Annotated in this window: 14 protein-coding genes; 7 read left to right on the top strand and 7 right to left on the bottom strand. The window is 26.5% G+C overall.

The window, feature by feature from the left end; genetic code table 11:
- Positions 1–79: 79 nt before the first annotated feature.
- Positions 80–3,814 carry a transcription-repair coupling factor gene (gene mfd, locus Q0K52_RS12155; protein WP_297299766.1) on the bottom strand — a complete coding sequence of 1,245 codons (3,735 nt, stop codon included), beginning with the start codon at positions 3,812–3,814 and terminating at the stop codon, positions 80–82.
- Between the two features lie 184 nt (positions 3,815–3,998).
- Here mfd and Q0K52_RS12150 point away from each other — a divergent pair, with 184 nt between their 5' ends.
- A complete protein-coding gene (locus Q0K52_RS12150) occupies positions 3,999–4,529 on the top strand; it encodes a hypothetical protein (protein WP_297299764.1) in 531 nt (176 codons plus the stop codon).
- A 248-nt stretch (positions 4,530–4,777) separates the two neighbouring features.
- On the opposite strand, the gene Q0K52_RS12145 is transcribed toward Q0K52_RS12150, so the two are convergent.
- Positions 4,778–5,455, bottom strand: coding sequence for a transcriptional regulator (locus tag Q0K52_RS12145; RefSeq protein ID WP_297299762.1), 678 nt, complete (start codon positions 5,453–5,455; stop codon positions 4,778–4,780).
- Between the two features lie 91 nt (positions 5,456–5,546).
- Positions 5,547–7,328: a hypothetical protein gene (locus Q0K52_RS12140; protein WP_297299760.1), complete on the bottom strand. Its 1,782-nt coding sequence runs from the start codon at positions 7,326–7,328 to the stop codon at positions 5,547–5,549.
- 411 nt (positions 7,329–7,739) lie between these two features.
- Here Q0K52_RS12140 and Q0K52_RS12135 point away from each other — a divergent pair, with 411 nt between their 5' ends.
- Positions 7,740–8,807 (top strand): metallophosphoesterase, encoded by a 1,068-nt coding sequence (locus Q0K52_RS12135; protein ID WP_297299758.1) that lies wholly within the window; start codon positions 7,740–7,742, stop codon positions 8,805–8,807.
- A gap of 19 nt (positions 8,808–8,826) precedes the next feature.
- Here Q0K52_RS12135 and Q0K52_RS12130 read toward each other — a convergent pair whose 3' ends face one another.
- Complete coding sequence (locus Q0K52_RS12130) at positions 8,827–9,879, bottom strand: glycosyltransferase family 9 protein (RefSeq protein WP_297299755.1); 1,053 nt, start codon at positions 9,877–9,879, stop codon at positions 8,827–8,829.
- Between the two features lie 150 nt (positions 9,880–10,029).
- On the opposite strand from Q0K52_RS12130, the gene Q0K52_RS12125 reads away from it, so the two are divergent.
- A complete protein-coding gene (locus tag Q0K52_RS12125) occupies positions 10,030–11,004 on the top strand; it encodes an ABC transporter substrate-binding protein (RefSeq protein ID WP_297299754.1) in 975 nt (324 codons plus the stop codon).
- 529 nt (positions 11,005–11,533) lie between these two features.
- Here the strand turns inward: Q0K52_RS12125 and Q0K52_RS12120 are convergent.
- Together Q0K52_RS12120 and Q0K52_RS12115 are read right to left on the bottom strand one after the other, a co-directional pair.
- Positions 11,534–12,199: a DUF6198 family protein gene (locus tag Q0K52_RS12120; protein WP_297299753.1), complete on the bottom strand. Its 666-nt coding sequence runs from the start codon at positions 12,197–12,199 to the stop codon at positions 11,534–11,536.
- 14 nt (positions 12,200–12,213) lie between these two features.
- Positions 12,214–12,606, bottom strand: a complete 393-nt coding sequence (locus Q0K52_RS12115) for a MarR family transcriptional regulator (protein ID WP_297299768.1) — start codon at positions 12,604–12,606, stop codon at positions 12,214–12,216.
- A gap of 204 nt (positions 12,607–12,810) precedes the next feature.
- Here Q0K52_RS12115 and trxA point away from each other — a divergent pair, with 204 nt between their 5' ends.
- The 4 genes from trxA to Q0K52_RS12095 all read left to right on the top strand — a co-directional run bounded on the left by trxA (position 12,811) and on the right by Q0K52_RS12095 (position 17,049).
- The gene (trxA, locus tag Q0K52_RS12110) at positions 12,811–13,128 is read left to right on the top strand and encodes a thioredoxin (RefSeq protein WP_297299752.1); all 318 of its coding nucleotides are present in this window, start codon (positions 12,811–12,813) and stop codon (positions 13,126–13,128) included.
- A 116-nt stretch (positions 13,129–13,244) separates the two neighbouring features.
- Positions 13,245–14,957, top strand: a complete 1,713-nt coding sequence (locus tag Q0K52_RS12105) for a hypothetical protein (protein WP_297299751.1) — start codon at positions 13,245–13,247, stop codon at positions 14,955–14,957.
- On the top strand, positions 14,954–16,495 hold the full coding sequence (locus tag Q0K52_RS12100) for an NAD(P)H-hydrate dehydratase (RefSeq protein WP_297299749.1): 1,542 nt from the start codon (positions 14,954–14,956) through the stop codon (positions 16,493–16,495). The genes Q0K52_RS12105 and Q0K52_RS12100 overlap by 4 nt, the downstream gene beginning before the upstream one ends.
- A gap of 5 nt (positions 16,496–16,500) precedes the next feature.
- The gene (locus tag Q0K52_RS12095) at positions 16,501–17,049 is read left to right on the top strand and encodes a hypothetical protein (protein ID WP_297299747.1); all 549 of its coding nucleotides are present in this window, start codon (positions 16,501–16,503) and stop codon (positions 17,047–17,049) included.
- An 87-nt stretch (positions 17,050–17,136) separates the two neighbouring features.
- Here Q0K52_RS12095 and Q0K52_RS12090 read toward each other — a convergent pair whose 3' ends face one another.
- Complete coding sequence (locus tag Q0K52_RS12090; protein ID WP_297299745.1) at positions 17,137–18,204, bottom strand: M20/M25/M40 family metallo-hydrolase; 1,068 nt, start codon at positions 18,202–18,204, stop codon at positions 17,137–17,139.
- Positions 18,205–18,361: the final 157 nt, after the last annotated feature.

Raw genomic sequence — 18,361 nt, 5'->3', positions numbered from 1 at the left:
TTTATAGCAATTTAAATTATAAGGAATACCTTCTTTTTTTAAAATAAAAGTGTGCAATATCTATGGCTCTTAAACAAATTTAATTTTTATTTATCTTTATAACTTTTGGAGCCTTGCTTCTTCTAGTGAGTGTCCTTTTTTTAGTATTTTTATTATTCTTAAAGTTAGCTTCAGCAATAGACATTTTATTTTCTTCATCATCTTTTTCATCATTGTTGTTTTCATTTGTTTCTATAGTATTTATTTTGTCGCTTTCTATTTCAAGAATAGTATTTTTTATCTTTTCTACCTTCCAATCAAAATCATTTTCTTTATCCATTAGAACAGGTATTATTAATTGATTTAGATTATCTTTATCAAAATATACTCCGGAACCTTTAGTATTAATTAATTTAATAAGTTTATCAGTATCAATTTTAGAATACTTATCCAATTTAAGATATATATTATAATGACCTTCCATAACAGATAATACTCTTACTCTCTTTAATATAACTTTAAGCCTTGCTATATCAAAAATATCATCTAATTCCTTTGGAAGTTTGCCGTACTTATCAATCATAAATTCTTTAGCATAATCAATATCTTCATCGCTTTGAGAACGCATTATAAGTTTGTAGGCTGATATTTTCTCTTTTGAATCTGCTATATATGAATCTGGTATAAATAAATTATGCTTTAAATCAATAACAGTATCAAAAGTAACTTCTTTTATTTCACCTTTATATTCATTGGTAGCTTCTTCAAGCATTTGAGTATAAAGTTCATAACCAACTTGATATATCATTCCAGACTGTTCTTTACCCAATATATTACCAGCACCTCTTATTTCTAAATCACGCATAGCAATTTTAAATCCTGCTCCAAGGTCTGTATGTTCTGATATAGCCTCAAGTCTTTTATAAGCAACTTCTGTTAATGCTAAATCGCTAGGGTAGAACATATAAGCATAAGCCTCTCTGCCGCTTCTTCCAACTCTTCCTCTTAATTGGTATAATTCAGATAAACCTAATTTATTTGCATTATCTATTAATATAGTGTTGGCATTAGGTATATCAATTCCATTTTCTATTATTGTAGTTGAAACTAAAATATCATATTTATGATTAATGAAATCGCTCATTATTTTTTCAAGCTGATGTCCTGTCATTCTTCCATGAGCTACACATATTCTTGCCTGAGGACAAAGTTTCTTTATCATTAAAGCAAATGATTCTATAGTATCTATTCTGTTGTAGAGATAGAATACTTGACCATCTCTTTTTAATTCTCTTTCTATGGCATTAACAACAGCTTCTTCAGTAAACTCTGTAACAAAAGTTTTTACAGGAATTCTATTTAAAGGAGGAGTTTCTATTACACTAATATCCCTTATTCCAGTTAAAGCCATATTTAAAGTTCTTGGTATTGGAGTTGCTGAAAGTGTAAGAACATCTGTTTCTAATCTAAGTTTTTTTAAAGCTTCTTTATGCTTAACACCGAAACGCTGCTCCTCGTCTATTACTATAAGACCTAAATTTTTGAAATCTATGTCTTTTGATAAAAGCATATGAGTTCCTACTATCAAATCGCATGAACCATTTTTTATTAATTCTTTATTCCTTTTTGCTTGTTTGCTAGTTACAAATCTATTTAATACTTCTATTCTTACAGGGAAATCTTCAAATCTTTTTTTAGCATTATTATAATGCTGTTGGGATAATATTGTTGTAGGGCATAATATAGCACATTGTTTGCCTGCCATTATAGCTTTAAATACAGCTCTGAATGCCACTTCTGTTTTACCGAAACCAACATCTCCACATACGAGCCTATCCATCATTTTTCCGCTTTCCATATCATCTTTTATATCATTTATCGCTCTTAATTGATCAACTGTTTCTTCGTATTTGAATGAAGCTTCAAAGTCATCTTGCCATTGTGTATCAGGCCCGTAAACATTTCCTCTAATATTAGACCTTATAGCATATAATTTAATTAATTCTCTAGCAGTTGCTAATGCATCTTCTCTGGCTTTACTCTTTATTTTATCCCAAGCACTTCCGCCTAACTGTGTTAATTTAGGAGCTTCTCCATGTCCTGATATATATTTCTGTACGAAGTTCATCTGTTCTACAGGTATATAAAGTTTATCGCCTTTTGCATATTCTAATGTGATATAATCTTTTTCTTTTCCATTAGACATTTTTCTTGTAAGGCCTAAATACTTACCAATACCATAATTGACATGTACAGCATAATCTCCTACATTCAAATCAACAAATGTTTCTATTAAGTTTTTATTAACTTTAGGAATTTTGCGTACCTTTTTTCTTTTACGTCCGAAAACTTCCCAATCGGCTATGAATATTGTTTTTATATTGTCTTTTATAAATCCTGATGACGTCTGAGTGGTTATTATATAAAAATTATTTTCATTTTTTGAATAATCATAAACTATTCTATCTTCTTTTTTTGTTTCTTCTAAAACAACTTCTTCAACAGTATTTTCTTCATTATTATTATTTGAATCTTGAATAATATTTTCTTTTTGATTATTATTTTCTTCAGTTTCTTGTATTTTTTCTTTTTCTTCTTTTTTCTCGTCTTCTGGTGCTATTACTATAGGGGATAAATCCTGCATTATTTTATAAAATCTATTTGCCTGATCATAATGACCAGTAGAAAGTATTATAAGATAATCTTTTTCTCTGTATTCCCTAACATAATCTAAAAAGTCAGTAAGCCTTGATTTGAAAGATATGCCTTCAAGAAAATTAAATTTATGTATATTAATATCCGTTATAAAAGGTGATATATTGATTGCTTTGCTGGCTATTTCAGAAAAATAATTATTATTTATGTATAGGTTTTCAATGTCGCCTACTATTCTAAACATATTATCTATATCATTGAAATTTTCTCTTATTGTATCTAATACATTTATCAATTTTGTTTTTAGTTTTAAAGCATCATCTATAAATATGTATCCGTAATCAAAATAATCAAATATAGTTTCCAAATTATTATAAAACAAAGGAAGTAAATTTTCACTTCCTGCGAAGTATTTTCTTTTACTTATGCTGTCTTTTAATTCAGCTTCAAGTTCATTATTATTTATGAATTCCTCCACCGCAGTATCACTGTATACAACTTCACGAACCGGATAAATTACAATATCTTTTATGCTTTTGAAAGATCTTCCGTCTTCTATATTAAAAAGTCTTATGCTTTCAATTTCTTCATCAAACATTTCTATTCTTATAGGATTATCATATTCCACAGAAAATATATCTACTATGCTTCCCCTTACTGAGGCAGTACCTTTTTCAGCTACTTCTCTTTCTATGACATATCCTAAATCATATAATTGTAATCTTAAATTCTCTAAATCTAATTTGTCGCCTACATGAAGTTCTATATAAAGTTTTTTTATATCTTCACGGTTTGCTATTTTTCTAGTTATAGCATTAATAGTGGTAACTACAATACATTTCTCTTTATTTAATAATTTGTATAAAATATTTATTCTGTCTTGTGCTATATCTGTAACAGGAGACATTTTTGTAAATGGTACTGTATCATAATCTGGAAAATAGTAATTAGTTATATTATAGAAATTTAAAGACTGACTTAAAAGCATAGCATCGCTTTCATTTTCTTTTATTATTAATATGCTGTTTCCTTTAAAAAATAGCGAGGCAAAAAATAATGCATCGCTTCCGCCTTTAAGTCCTGTAATACTTGTTGATTTTTCTATATCGAAATTTAAAAATTCTTCACTGTTTATAAACTTTTCTACTAATATTTTTGCTATAGATTCATTGTTAAACATATTGATTTTACCACTTATAAAGTCATAAAAATATTTTGCTATAATATAAGTAATATTTTATTAAATAGCAATAGATGAACAATAATATATTAATGAAAAAAAAAATATATATTGATAAATAAATCAAATGCCGACAATATATAGTAATAATTATTTTGTATATTTGTATAATGGAAAACTTATTATGAAACCATATATCGTGTGTATTTTACTATTTTTGATTACTTCTTGTGCTTCTAATACAAAATTAGCTGACGGTGGAAAAAATTATAATAGTGTATGGATAAAAAAAGTAAAAGGCAAAAGTGTAATGGCTCCGAACGGCTATTTATATGTATTTAAAGATAATGGAAATGTAGAATACAGAATAAATGGAATGAAAAGAGGTTCAGGTACATTATTATATGCTGAAACTCCGACTAATGCCTATTATTATGAAAAAATGCCTTTAAAATATGTGGCTAGAGAGGTAAGAGATTCTATACCAGATGATAATGTAAAAATGGTTGTTGGTTTTATACTTGATAATAATAATAGATTAAAAATGACTTTAGGATATACAAGAGAGTATAAGCAAAGATTAGCAGATTGGAGAAAAAATAATTTAACTATATATAATACTTTACGTGAAGGTAAAGATATGTCAGAATATCCTATTCCAAATCCTGAAGAAGTAGATAATAGAAATATTATAGAATTTGGTGTATTAAGATAATTCCATAAATTTTAATATCTAAATAATTTTATTTAACTTTATAAATCATAATATTAAAAATCTGTATACTTAAACGGTAACATTTTGTATATGCAATTATAATTATTAATAATATATACATAAACAACTATACTTTGTCAAAAATATAAATTTATTTTGACAAAATATATTTGTTTAGGTATAAAAAAACCTGCATATATAAAAATATACACATGTTTATATATTTTATCTGTTTTAATAAATATTAATTATTTGAATATATCATTAGTAGCATCATACCAGAATACGAAATCCAAATACTCCATTGGAATTTTTTCGCTTTTTGAATATTCCACTAAATTAGATTCGCATTGAAGATAATTATTTTTTGTAAGGCTTGTTTTTGGAGTCATACCTTCAGGCAAAATACTTAATTTATCCATTACACGCATTATATGTCTGTCAAGTATGGCAATCTTTTGTCCGAACCCTATGTTTCTAAGAAAATGACTTGCTTCTTTAAGTCCGTAGCCTTTAACTTCTTTTGCTAGCTGATTTCTTAATTCTACCATAGTATCATTTTTTACAGCTTCATTAATTCTATCTTTTAATATAAATTGTCCCTTTGGAAAATAAAGTTTTCTAGCAAGAACTATATTATCAGCTTTCATATTATGAAATCTTACATGTTTTATTAATATATTAGCTACTTTTTCAGCACTCCCATTAAAAAGCAAATTGTTATTGTATAAATCAATTATAGCAGCAGCACCGCTTCTTGCCTTTGTCTGAGGTGTGCATATACAAAATGCCAATTCAGCAAATAATCTTTTATCATTATCTCTTTTAAAAACTCTCTCAAAATATTCAAGTCTTCTTTTCATTCTCTCATGAAGTACTTTATCTTTGTATATTTCCATCAAATGTTTAGCGTATTCCTTATCCATAATCAGCCCCTATAATAAAAGTATATTGATGATACTATTATATAAATTAAATTTCAATATATTGAGCATATTGTATAATCTATTTTCAATATTAATTCAATTCAAAAGTATAATGAGTAACAGCCTCATCAGGGCGGAAATAGTCATTACCCTTATCCTTAATCATCTTAAGCATTTCTGCCATAGCTTTATAGTATAAGAAATAATAGTCATACTTTTTATAATCTTCCATAGTTTTAGAAGCCTCAAGTAAGGCATAATATTTTTGTGAAAGATTTAAAGCAGTTTCATATTGTGTATTAAGTTTAAACTGTCTGTCATAATCAACTAAACGCACTATCTTATTATTGAAAGTAAATAAATCAGCTCCGCCGTTTTCCCAACCTATTACAGAAGTTATTTCATTATTAGGTACAACATTAACCCAGTCGGATTCCTGTGCTTTATCTGGAGGAACTGAAGATACTTGCAGCTGATAAGCACCAGATTTTTTAACATACTCCTCTGTAACAATGAAATTAGTTTCAAGTCTATCAACAGTTTCCATAATCTCTTTTATTGGAGGCATAGGATAAGTAATATTAAAAGTCCTATAATATTTGCCGTTTAATTCAGTATAAGAAGGCTCTAAAGGCGTACCGTTAGGAGCTTCATAGTTTCCAACAGTATCATGAAGCTCATCTGTTCTAAAACGTTTTAATTGACTCAAATTTACATTTTTTTCTTCTTTCCAATTTATACCGTCTTCTGTTGACCATATTCCATTTTTATCGGAATAATTAGCATCCGTAACATTATACCAACAGTCACGTATTATAGTACCATCATATTTTTCATAATCACCATATTCAAAATGATACTCCCATCCTCTACCTATATATAATTTATTATTACCCAAATAAAAATTTACATAGTTTCTTTTTTCTTTAAAAGGAAATTCATTAGTAACCCAATTTTTATTATCTGAAGTATCTTTATTAATATCTACAATATAATATTCTCTATTACATGTAGAAAAATTACCTGCTGATGGATCTCTAAATCCTGTGGGGTTTTCATCTATAAATGTTCTGTCAAATTTAGCCAATAGTTTTCCATTAATATAAATTACATTATAAGCAGCTATACTTTCAGTTCCTAATCTTCCTTGTATAGTTGGATCATTAAAATTAGTATCAGGCAAATAATATGTTTTGCCCATTGTATCAGCAGAGTCAATCCAATTTATAAGATCACTGGATTCTCTATTTTTATAATATACAATATAATCTTTTCCTGTAACAAGCCTCCATGAATCAACATCCTGAAAATTGCAGTCAGGAAAATAATATTCTGTAACAGTATAACTGCCTTTTCCTTTTGCTCCTACACTTATACGAAGTCTATTTGCTTCTATTATCAATTTTTTTGAATTTAAATGTTTCCAGCATTCGGTTTCTTCTAAATTTCCTAAATCAATATCGTATATTTTTGTTATTGTGCTTCCGTCATTTTCTAGTTTTAATATTGCTGCTTTGCCTGTAGGATTAAGTGTTTTAGTTTCAGGCTTGTATTCATATTCATTAGTTGCTAAAACATACCATTCGTTTTTGAATTTAAATCTTCTTCCGTATCCGCCGAATACTATACCATCTGGAACTACTTCTGGTTTCACTTCGATTGGCTTTTCTTCAATATCTCCTTCCTCTGGAGGCGTTGGGAGAGGAGTTGGGTTTGGGTAGTCTGGTATTTCTTCTTTATCATCTTCTATATTTGGAAATGCTGTTGGGGGCGGTATATTGTTTGGCCATAATAGATTTACTTTTTTACATGACATTATCAATATTATTATTAAAATTAATAAAAGTAATATAAAGTATAACTTATTTTTCATAATATTACCCTATTGCGAATACATAAATTTAATAAACTTCTATATATAAATTAAAACCATATCTATAATTTTATACAAATTAACATACAATTAAATATAATTTTATGATATAAATATCCTCATACATTAATACGTAAAATTAAAAATATTCCTAAAAATTTATATTGCTAATCATAATTTTTTGTTAATAAAATTCTTTTTCATAAAATAATATAAATATTTAGTATATACCTAAACGACTATATTTTGTATATTTAAGAATTAAATATTAACAATATCATTGATATATTTATAATGACTATAATATTGATTAATTAATATATTTAATTTATAATACAAAAATACAGTTTCAATAAAAATTATTAATCATTATTAACGATAATATTATTAACTATAATAAAAGAGAATTTTATGGCTAAATTATTAATATCAAGCGATTTACATTTGAGTATGCAGGAAAAAGAATATTCACTTTCCGTATTAGATGAAATAATTGAGTATGCAAAGGATTATGATGCCTTAATGCTTTTAGGTGATACTTTCAATACTTTTGAAGATTTACAGGGATTAAAAGATATATTTTCAAAAAAGATGGAAGATTATCAAAAAAATGTATATTTACTCAAGGGTAATCATGAAAATTTAAAATCTAATGGCATAACATTAAGTAAATTGAAATTTCCTGAAAATGTTATAGTGATAGAAAATATAACTTTTTTTAATATTGATGATTTGGATATTGCAGCTTTGCCTTATAGTGAAAAATATATTATAGATAATGAATTGAATAAAAAAATAGAAAGTTTAAATGCCAATAATAGAATATTAATAGCTCATGGAATAGTTGAAGGCACATTATGGGCTATCGAAGAAAATGAAGAAGCAGCAAGCATACCTATAGATATAATAAAAAAAATAGATCCTAACTTTGCAATAGTAGGGCATATACATAAACAAATGGAAGTAAATATTGATAATATAGATATAATATATACTGGTTCTGCCAGAGTATGGAGAAGAAGTAAATCCGAAATGGGTACAAGAAGATGTTTATCTATAGATATTAAAAATGGAAGCATAAATAAAACATTTATAAATATAAAAAATGCCGGTGAATATAGAGTTTATGAAACTAATATTTACAGCTTATCTAGTTTGGATAAAAAAGCAGAAGAATGGAATATTAATGATATTATAGATATAAATGTTTACGGCATAGCAGAAGATGAAAATGAAGTTGAAGAAAAAATAAATGCAGTAAGAAATAAATATTCAAAATATGTAAGAGAAATTAATATAAAAACAACAAAATTATTTTTATTAGAAAATGCCTACAATGAGAGCATTATAAAGGAATTTTTGTCTATAGCTGAAGGATATGAACTGGATACACTTAATGATGAAGATTTAGAAATAGTTGAACTTGCTAAACGTATAGGCATAGAAAAAATATATGCTGCTTTGCAAAGTAAAAAATAAATCAAAGTAAAAAATAATTTTATGATTCTATTTTTTCTATTTTTTCAATGAATCTTTTTGCTAAAATTTTTGCATCAATATTTTCTATGCATATATGATTATTAGGACAATTTTTTCTTTTGTAGCATCTGGCACATTCTAAATTTTCAACTCTCATAGTTTCAGAATTTTTTGCTATAGGGCCAACACGCACTTCACTGGTAGGGCCGAATATTGCTATTAGCGGTTTTTGGAATGCACAGCCTGTATGCATTGGAAATGAATCTACTGTTACCATTCCTTTTGAATTTTTTATTAAATAAGCTAATTCCGGTAAATTAAAAAGTCCTGCAGAATTTAATACATTATTGAAACCTGCTGATATCTCTGCACATTCTTTCTCATAATCTGAAGTAGCTGATAATACTATTTGTATATCTTTTAATTTTTGTATTTCTTCTATTATCTCTCTTGATTTTTTTACGGATAAATCTTTAGTATCCCATCTTGAGAAAGGGGAAAAAACTACATATTCCTTATTAATATTAAAATTACTGTTAATAGTATATTTTATATGTTCTACTTTTTTATTAAACTGTTCAGCTATATTGTCAGGTAGAAAATAGTCCAAATCAGTACCATCATCTGGACAGTCTATAAATTTTAAAAATGATATTAATCCTACTATAGCATTTATATCTTTATAATAATTACTTTTTACTCCAAACCATTTTCCTTTAGCGTATTTCTTTTTTGCATGACATAAATATAAAAATATAACACTCCTTTCAAGTCCTTGTAAATCCATAGCTATATCATAATGCTCTTTTCTTACTTCTTTTATATGTGAAAAGAAATCTCTTATTGTAGAGAAAAATAATAAAGGAGATTTAAATATTTCATTTTCGTATTTATATATATCTAAAACATATAATTTATTTATATAAGGATTATTTTCTAATATTCCTAATGCTCGTTTATCTGTTACAACATCAATAGTGCAGTCTTTATTCCATTTTTTTAATGCTCTTATAACAGGAGTCATATGTAAAACATCACCTAAAGATGTTTGCTTTATTAAAAGTATTTTCATAATAATAAACCTTATAAATAATAATATAATAATGATACATATATTTTAATAATAATCAAGAAAAAAATAAAAAATACTATAAATAGTATTGACAATCATTACTTTATATAGTAATATTACTACATAAAGTAATTATATAAGGAATGAACAATGAAAAGGAATATTATAATAATATCAGTAATTTTATTAGTATTTATTACAACATTCAGCATAAGCAAAGCTAATAATGTTAGTAAAATAAAAAATGAAAATATCATCAATATAGGTATAAGTCAGATGATAGAACATGACGCTTTAGATTTAATTTATAAGGGAATAGTAGATGAATTAAATAAATATTATAAGTCCAGTAATAAGAAGATAGTTATAGATTATCAGAATGCACAAGGAGAACAGGCAAATTGTAATACTATAGCACAGAAATTTGTAAATGATAAAAATGATATAATAATAGCAATAGGAACACCTTCTGCACAATCGGTTGTAAATTTAACAAAAGACATACCAGTAATAGTTTCTGGAATAGGCGATCCAATAGGAGCAAGATTAGTAACTAATTTAAATAAGCCTAATGTAAATGTAACCGGAACTATAAATCTTCCTCCTATAGAAAAACAAATAGATTTAATGCATAAATTATTACCTAATGCCAAGAAAATAGGACTTTTATATTGTTCAAGTGAAATCAATTCTATATATCAAATAAAATTAGCAAAAGAAAAATTTGATTCTTTAGGATTGGAATATGTTGATTTAACTGTTGCTAATGCTAATGAAATAAATCAAATGATGTTAAGTGCTGTTAATAAAGTTGATGCTATATTTTCTCCAACTGATAATATAATAGCTAATAGCATGGCTAATGTGGCAATGATAGAAGAAAGTGAAAAGTTACCTGTCGTTTGTGCTGATGCTGGTATGACCAAAATAGGAGGAACTGTTACATACTCTGTTGATTATTATGATATGGGAATACTTACAGCTAAAAAAGCTATAGAAGTTTTGGAAGGAATAAAAGATATAAAAAATATACCTTTAGAAACAGTTGATAGTTATAATTTTGTAGTTAATACCAATATGATAAAAACATTGGGACTTACTATACCAGAAGATATAATGAAATAGATTAATAGAAGAAATAACAAGCTTACAATATTTATTTTTATTGTAAGCTTATTATTTTGTACAAAAAAGGATATATTTATTAGTTGAAAAAAGTTTTATTTATTAATTTTTGAATGCTTCAAATTTTAAATAATAAAATGAAAAATATTTTTTAACAAACTTAAAAATTTTTAGTATATACCTAAACAACTATATTTTGTCAAAAATAATTTTTTTAAATTTTAAATATCTGCAGGGCTTTGCCCACCACTTTGTGTGCTTCGCAAGCACCCCACTTCTTTTGCGACCGAAGGGAGTACCTTTAGGTATGCCACAAAGAAGCTATATTCTCGACAAGCTCGGATACGCTTCGCGAAAGGCTACATATAGGCTTTAATTTAAAAATTATCTTACATGTAAGACAAAATTAGTATGATTTAGTACTAATTCTATCCTTGCACTTTTTGGTTCTTTGACGAAGTCCGCAGAGCGTATGCGGCGGGAAAAAGTTGACTAAAAAAATGACAAACTCTAAAACTTTTAGTATAAATTAATTTTCTGATAGTAAATATTTCTCCTCCAATACTTTTAAAGGCTTACTTAATTGTTTTGCTGTAAATCCAACAAGAATAGCTCCAGCAATAGTACCTTCTCTCACTCCTTCTAAATGTCCCACAAATAACATAACAGTAGTAATTGATATCAATACCAATACAACATCGAATGCTATTTTTATATTGCCGAATTTAACAGAAAATACTTTACAAATAGCAAGTACAACACCTTCTCCCGGAGTAGTAACTAATTTTGCCATGATCTCTAAACTAACACCTAAGCCAAGTAAAAGTATGCCTAATATGCATAATCCCCATTGCTGAAAATAATTTGAATAAGTTATATTTCTTATTAAATATTGAGAGAAGTCTATCATAATACCGAATAAAACAAGTGCCGGTATTTGAAAAAGCTGAAATAAATCATAATTTTTTCTAAGAAGAACTATTTGTAATAATATAAAAATAATATTTATAATTATAGTTGTCTGACCAACAGATAAACCTGATATATGGCTTGTTACATAAGGCACACTTGAAATAGGTGATATTCCTAATGCAGCTTTAATAGAAAATGCTATACCTAATGCCATAATAGCAAGTCCTGCTATTAATATAATACATCTTTCAATAAAATGAGATTTGAAAATTTCTTTGTTCATATTCAATTCCTTTTTTAAATTTTTTTTAGTGAATCACATATATTCGTTAATAATCTTTTTAATTCTTCCTGTTCCTGATCAGATAATCCTACGGTTGCAATATCTTCAGTATTTTTGAAAATGACTTGCATGTTTTCAGCAGCTTCAATACCTTTATCTGTTAAAGAAACATATAGAGATCGTCTGTTTCCATCTTTTTGTTTTCTTATAATGAGTCCTGAATGTTCCATTCCTAAAAGTATGCTTCCAACAGTTGCTTGTTCTATTTCTAAATAATTGGCTATAGTTTTTTGATCAGCTTCTTTAAATTGATGTAAAAAATACAATACTTTTGGCTGACCGGATGTAAGTCCTATTTTATTTGCTTCGCTTATTATTTTGCGGGCGAATATAGAATTAGCTTTCATTAATAAAAAATGCAGATTCTCCAAAGTAAGTATCCTTATAGTAAGTGTTGTTATAATAAGAAAGCTTATTATATATCAAGAGTAAAAAAGTCAAATTTTATATACTGGGTATAAGTATATAAAAAAATATAAAAAGATATTGACTTTTGATTAAGTTAGAGTATACTAATAAAATAAATAAAAAAATAAGAGAGGAAAACAAATATGTCAGTACAAGAATTAAAAGCAGATAATTTTAAAACTGTTATCTCTGAAGATAAAGCTACATTAGTTGATTTTTTTGCTGAATGGTGCGGACCTTGTAAAATGCAAACTCCTGTATTGCATAAAGTAGCAGATCAATATTCAGATAAGATGAATTTTGGAGCTGTTAATGTTGATGAAGCTGAAGAAATCGCTGCTGAATACGGTGTTCAATCTATACCTACTTTAATAGTATTTAAAGGCGGTCAATTAATTAAAAGAGCTGAAGGTATGAAAAATGAAGCTCAATTAAAAGAGTGGTTGAAAGATTATCTATAAGATAAAAGTATACACTAATTTTATTTTTAGCCTAATTTTCTTGTAAATTAGGCTTTTTTTTATTCTAAATTGATATATAATTCTTGAAAACGCTATATAAATTTTTAAGGTAAAATATGTTTAGTACAAGCAATAAATTAATAGAAAATATATCAAATGAATTTCATATAAATGATGAAGAATCAAATCAAATTATAAATAAACTTTTTCAAAAAGTAACTTTTTCAATATTAAATGGAAATAGATTCTATATGGATAAGTTGGGTATTATAAGTTTGAATGAAAATAAAGAAATACTATTTTCAAATGAAGAAGATGGAAGTTTTGATGATTCATTAGAGTCTATAAGTATAACAAGTAAAGATATAAAAGACATATTTTTAGAAAAATCTATTTATAAAAGCATATTTAAAAATATAAAAGATATTTCAAAAGAAGAAAAAGTACATATAGAGAATTTTGGTACATTTTTAGGAAATAAAATAACTTTTGAAGCTGATAAACATTTGAAAGATATAATTAATAACTATAATAATGAAGAAGTTGTTGAGGATATTTTAGAGGAATTGGACAATCAAATAATCAGTAAAAGAGCAGAAAACAAAAATGATGAAAATTTAGAAGAAATAGTAGAAGAAGATAATAATATAATAAGCGATATATGGAAGAATAAATCATATAATAATATAGATTTAAACAGTATGATAAAAGCTCTCAATGAGAAAAAGGATAATGAAGAAGCAAATAATAATGAAATAAATGGTAATATAGAAGAAAAAGAAGAAGTTTTAAATGTCGATAATAATAGTAATTTGGAAGATAATTCTGAATCACAAAAGACTGATAATGAAAACTCAAATTATTCTGCGGTAATGAGAGAGTATACAGAGGAAGAGCTTTTGGATATTAATAATTTCGACAGTGATGATTTGAAAGATGAAAATAAAGAAGCTGAGAAGTCAATTGATTATCCTGTAATGAAGGAATATACAAAAGAAGAACTTTTGGATCCTAATAATATTGATGCAGATGAATATGATGCTGCAGAATATAATAGAGAGATAAATGAAAAAGTAGAATCAGAATTATTAAGTACAAATAAAAAACAGTTTAAGGAAATCAATAGGAACAATATGGATAATATGAACAATTCAGAGAGTAAAAAGTCTGAATCATCATTAATAGGCGGAATATTCAAAGTAGCTTGTATAATAATATTTATACTAATAATTGGGGCTGTAGTGTCTGTTTATTATGGCAGTAATAAGCATGTGGCAGAAAATAATATAGGAAATCAGAAACTTTATGATATAGTAGATACATTCTTTAATGATATGGATTCTGTTAATCTATCATATATAACATCTAAAGATATGTATTATTGGGATGTAGCAAAATCATTGTATGGAGATTCTACTTATTGGCCTTTAATATACAGTTATAATAATGATAAATATAAAATAAGCAATATTATAAAGAAAGGAAGCAGTATATCATATAGAAATATGCCTAGCTTTTATGCTGTAAAAGATGTTAAGTATTTGGATAATACATTATCAAAATGTTATATGGCAATTTATCCTATATTAGTAAATGATAAAAAGTTTAATCATGCTTTATGGGCATTAAAATTATCAGCATATTATGATTTGAATGTATTTAAAAATAATTCTAATATGATACCTCCAAAAACATATTCTAATATTTTAAAAGAGAATAGTTCTACAAAAAGTGCATATAGTGATATTATAAAATATGGACAATTAGATGAAAATGCTTTATTATCATTTGTGGAAACAATAAAACAAAAATTGGGAATGTCAAAATGAAAGTTGTAACTACAGAAGATTTAATTAATATAGATAAAAAAACCACAGAAAAGATTCCTTCTATATTATTAATGGAACATGTGGCTAGCGAGATTTTTTATTTATTATTGAAAAGACATAGAAAATTATTGTATACAAAAACTGTGTATATTTTTTCATCTGTTGGAGGAAACGGAGGAGATGGTCTTGCTATAGGAAGATATCTTATACAAAATGGATATGATGTAAAAATATATATAACAGGCAATCTTGACAGGGTAAATAAAGATACTTATGCTAATTTTAATATATTAAAATCTATGAATGTAGATATAAGTTATTTAGGAAGTGAAGAAGATGTTTATAATGCTGTAGAAAATATTGAAAGAAAATCTATAGTACTAGATTCATTATTCGGAACTGGAGGAAACAGACCATTAGAGGGCATTCAAAAAGTATTAATTGATAATTTGAATCAAATGGATGTTTTGAGAATAGCTATAGATATACCTTCAGGACTTGCTTCTAAAATAAATGATTATGATAATGTAAACAGCTGTTTTAAAGCTGATGAAACTTATACTGTATGTTTTGCAAAAGATATATTTTTCTTATATAGAACTAGAGAATATATAGGAAAATTATTTATGATAAAGTCTATATTTCCGGAAAGTATATTGGATAGTTGGGGATATAAGGCTAAATTAATAGATTATAATGAGAAGATAAATATAAATAGAAATGCATTCTTCAGCAAAAGAGAACAAGGAATGTTATCTATAGTAGCAGGAAGCGATGATTATATAGGAGCTGCCGTATTATCAGTACATGCTGCTTATAGACTTGGAGTAGGGTATATAAGATTATATGTACCTAATGGAATAGTTAAAAATATAAGAGATGCTATTACTCCTTCTATGCCTGAAGTGGTTATTATAGGTGTTGGTGAAGAAAATCAGAAATATTTCACTGAAAATGATATAGAAATAGTAAATTATATAAACAGAAGCAGTGCTTGTATAATAGGTTCTGGATTAGGAAGGAATATGGATACTGAAGTATTTATAAATAGTATTCTAAAACAGATAACTGTTCCTACTGTTATAGATGCTGATGCTTTATATTTGATGTTTGAAAGTACATTAAATGAACTTTCAAATAATTTTATATTGACTCCTCATATATATGAATTTGAAAAATTGACTCAAATAAATCATATAGAAACATTAGAAAACCCTTATGCTTCATTATTGAGATATAGACAAAAAACTAATGCAACTATAATATTAAAAGATGCTGTAAGTTTTTTAATGCATAATAATGATATATATATAAATTATAATCCTAGATCTTCTATGGGTAAAGCAGGAATGGGAGATGTATTTGCAGGCTTTATAGGGGCATTGCTAGCTAGAAAAATAAATGTATTAGATGCTTCAAAATTAGCATTAATAATACAGGCAAGAGCTTTCAATATTTTATCAAAGAAATTTGGAAATGACTATATACAGCCTAAGGATTTAGCTAATATATCATATAAAATATTAAAAAGGATATAAGTAATTTGCCAAGAGAAGTTTACGACCCTAAAAAACCAGAATTAGAGTTTTACAATAATAGAGAAACAAAACCTCCTGCTCCTAAAAGAGAAGTGAGCATTTTTGCAAAGAAATGGTTCATGTTTTTATATGGAACTTTTCTTACTTTATTAGTAATAGCTTTGCTTCTTTATAAAAGAGGTTTTTTTAATAATATACCATATTTTAGTGCTCTAAAAACAAGCGTACCTATAGAAGTAAAGATTAATAATCTTGAATATTATGATGATGAGGCAGTGCTTGTTACAATAGAAGTTGAAAATAATAATTATACAAATTCTATTAATGTAGAAAATTTAAAAGCTTCTTTATCATTATATAGAAATAAGAAATTAATATTTACCGGTGATGATTCTTTTTATGATGTTAAATTTCCATTGGGGCAAAGAATCGGATTTAAAATGAGTTTTGATCAAAATTATTGGCATGAGGCTAATAAATTGGAAGTTATATTAAATTTTGATACGAATTTGACTACAACTAATAATATAGATATAAGGCATTTAAAAAAATAGAATATATTTTTAGTAATAAATAATAAAACGGCATTGAATTTCATAAAGAAATATAATGCCGTTTTTTTATTATATAATTTTTATCAATTAGAATTCTTTTATTTTTTCTTTATTTAGAGTTTTTATCAATGCTTTAGCTATCTCTATAGAAGCAATTATATCATCATAAGAAGCATAACAATAATGACTATGAGCATATCTTGTAGCAACACCTAAAACAACGCTTGGAGAGCCTAAATTAGTTTTATGATAAACGGCACCATTAGTTGAACCTTTTTCACGTACTATAACTTGATGAGCTAAATTATTTTTCTTTGCTATTTCTATAGTATATTTATTTAATCTAGGATTAGTGATCATGCCTCCGTCAATTACTCTAAGCTGAGAACCTTTTCCAATTGCTCCATGTGCTCTGTCACCATAATAGAAAGTATCATCAGCAGGAGAACCTTCAAATACTATAACTAAATCAGGTTTTACTTTATTGGCAGCAACTGCAGCACCTCTTGCTCCAACTTCCTCTTGTGATGTCATCATTCCAACTAAATTAACATCTAATTTTTCATCTTTTAATGCTTTTAATGTTTCTATAACACATAAAGCACCAACTCTATTATCTATCGCTTTGGCACATATACTTTTTGTTCTTTCATCATATCTGAAATCAACATCAGGTACTACAGGATCGCCTATTTCTATTCCGAATACTTTTTCAGTTTCTTCTTTGCTTCTAGTTCCAACATCAATATACATATCTTGTAGGGTAGGCAAGCGTCTTTTATCTTCATCAGTCATAAAATGAGGAGGTTTCGATCCTATAACTCCTTTAACATATTCTCCGGAAGAAGATTTTATAACAACAGAATTTGATACTATATTAGGTATATGCCAGCCTCCTAATGTTATAAATGATAAAGTACCATTGTTATTAATATGTTCTACCATAAATCCAATTTCATCTATATGACAGTCTAATCCTACAATAGGTTTATTTTTATCTATTTTTTGTAATCCTAAATATAGATTATTGATAGAATCTCTTTCATTATCTATAAATGAAGTATTATTTTTTATAACATTTATAACGTCATCTTCAAAACCAGAAGGGCCAAATGCATTGCTCAAATCTTTCATTAAGTTTAAAATGTCATTCATAAAAAATCCTTATTATAAATTTATTTGCAAGTATGATAAATTATTTGAGTAAAATATCAATGTATATGTTGTTTTTTATATGTTTAAGAGCCATAGATATTGCACACTTTTAGTTTAAAAAAAGAAGGTATTCCTTATAATTTAAATTACTAGAAAT

The sequence above is a fragment of the uncultured Brachyspira sp. genome (genome assembly GCF_944390845.1).
GTDB lineage: Bacteria > Spirochaetota > Brachyspiria > Brachyspirales > Brachyspiraceae > Brachyspira > Brachyspira pulli.
The sequence above is the reverse complement of the archived record's forward strand: the minus strand, read 5'-3'. Positions and strand labels throughout refer to the sequence as shown.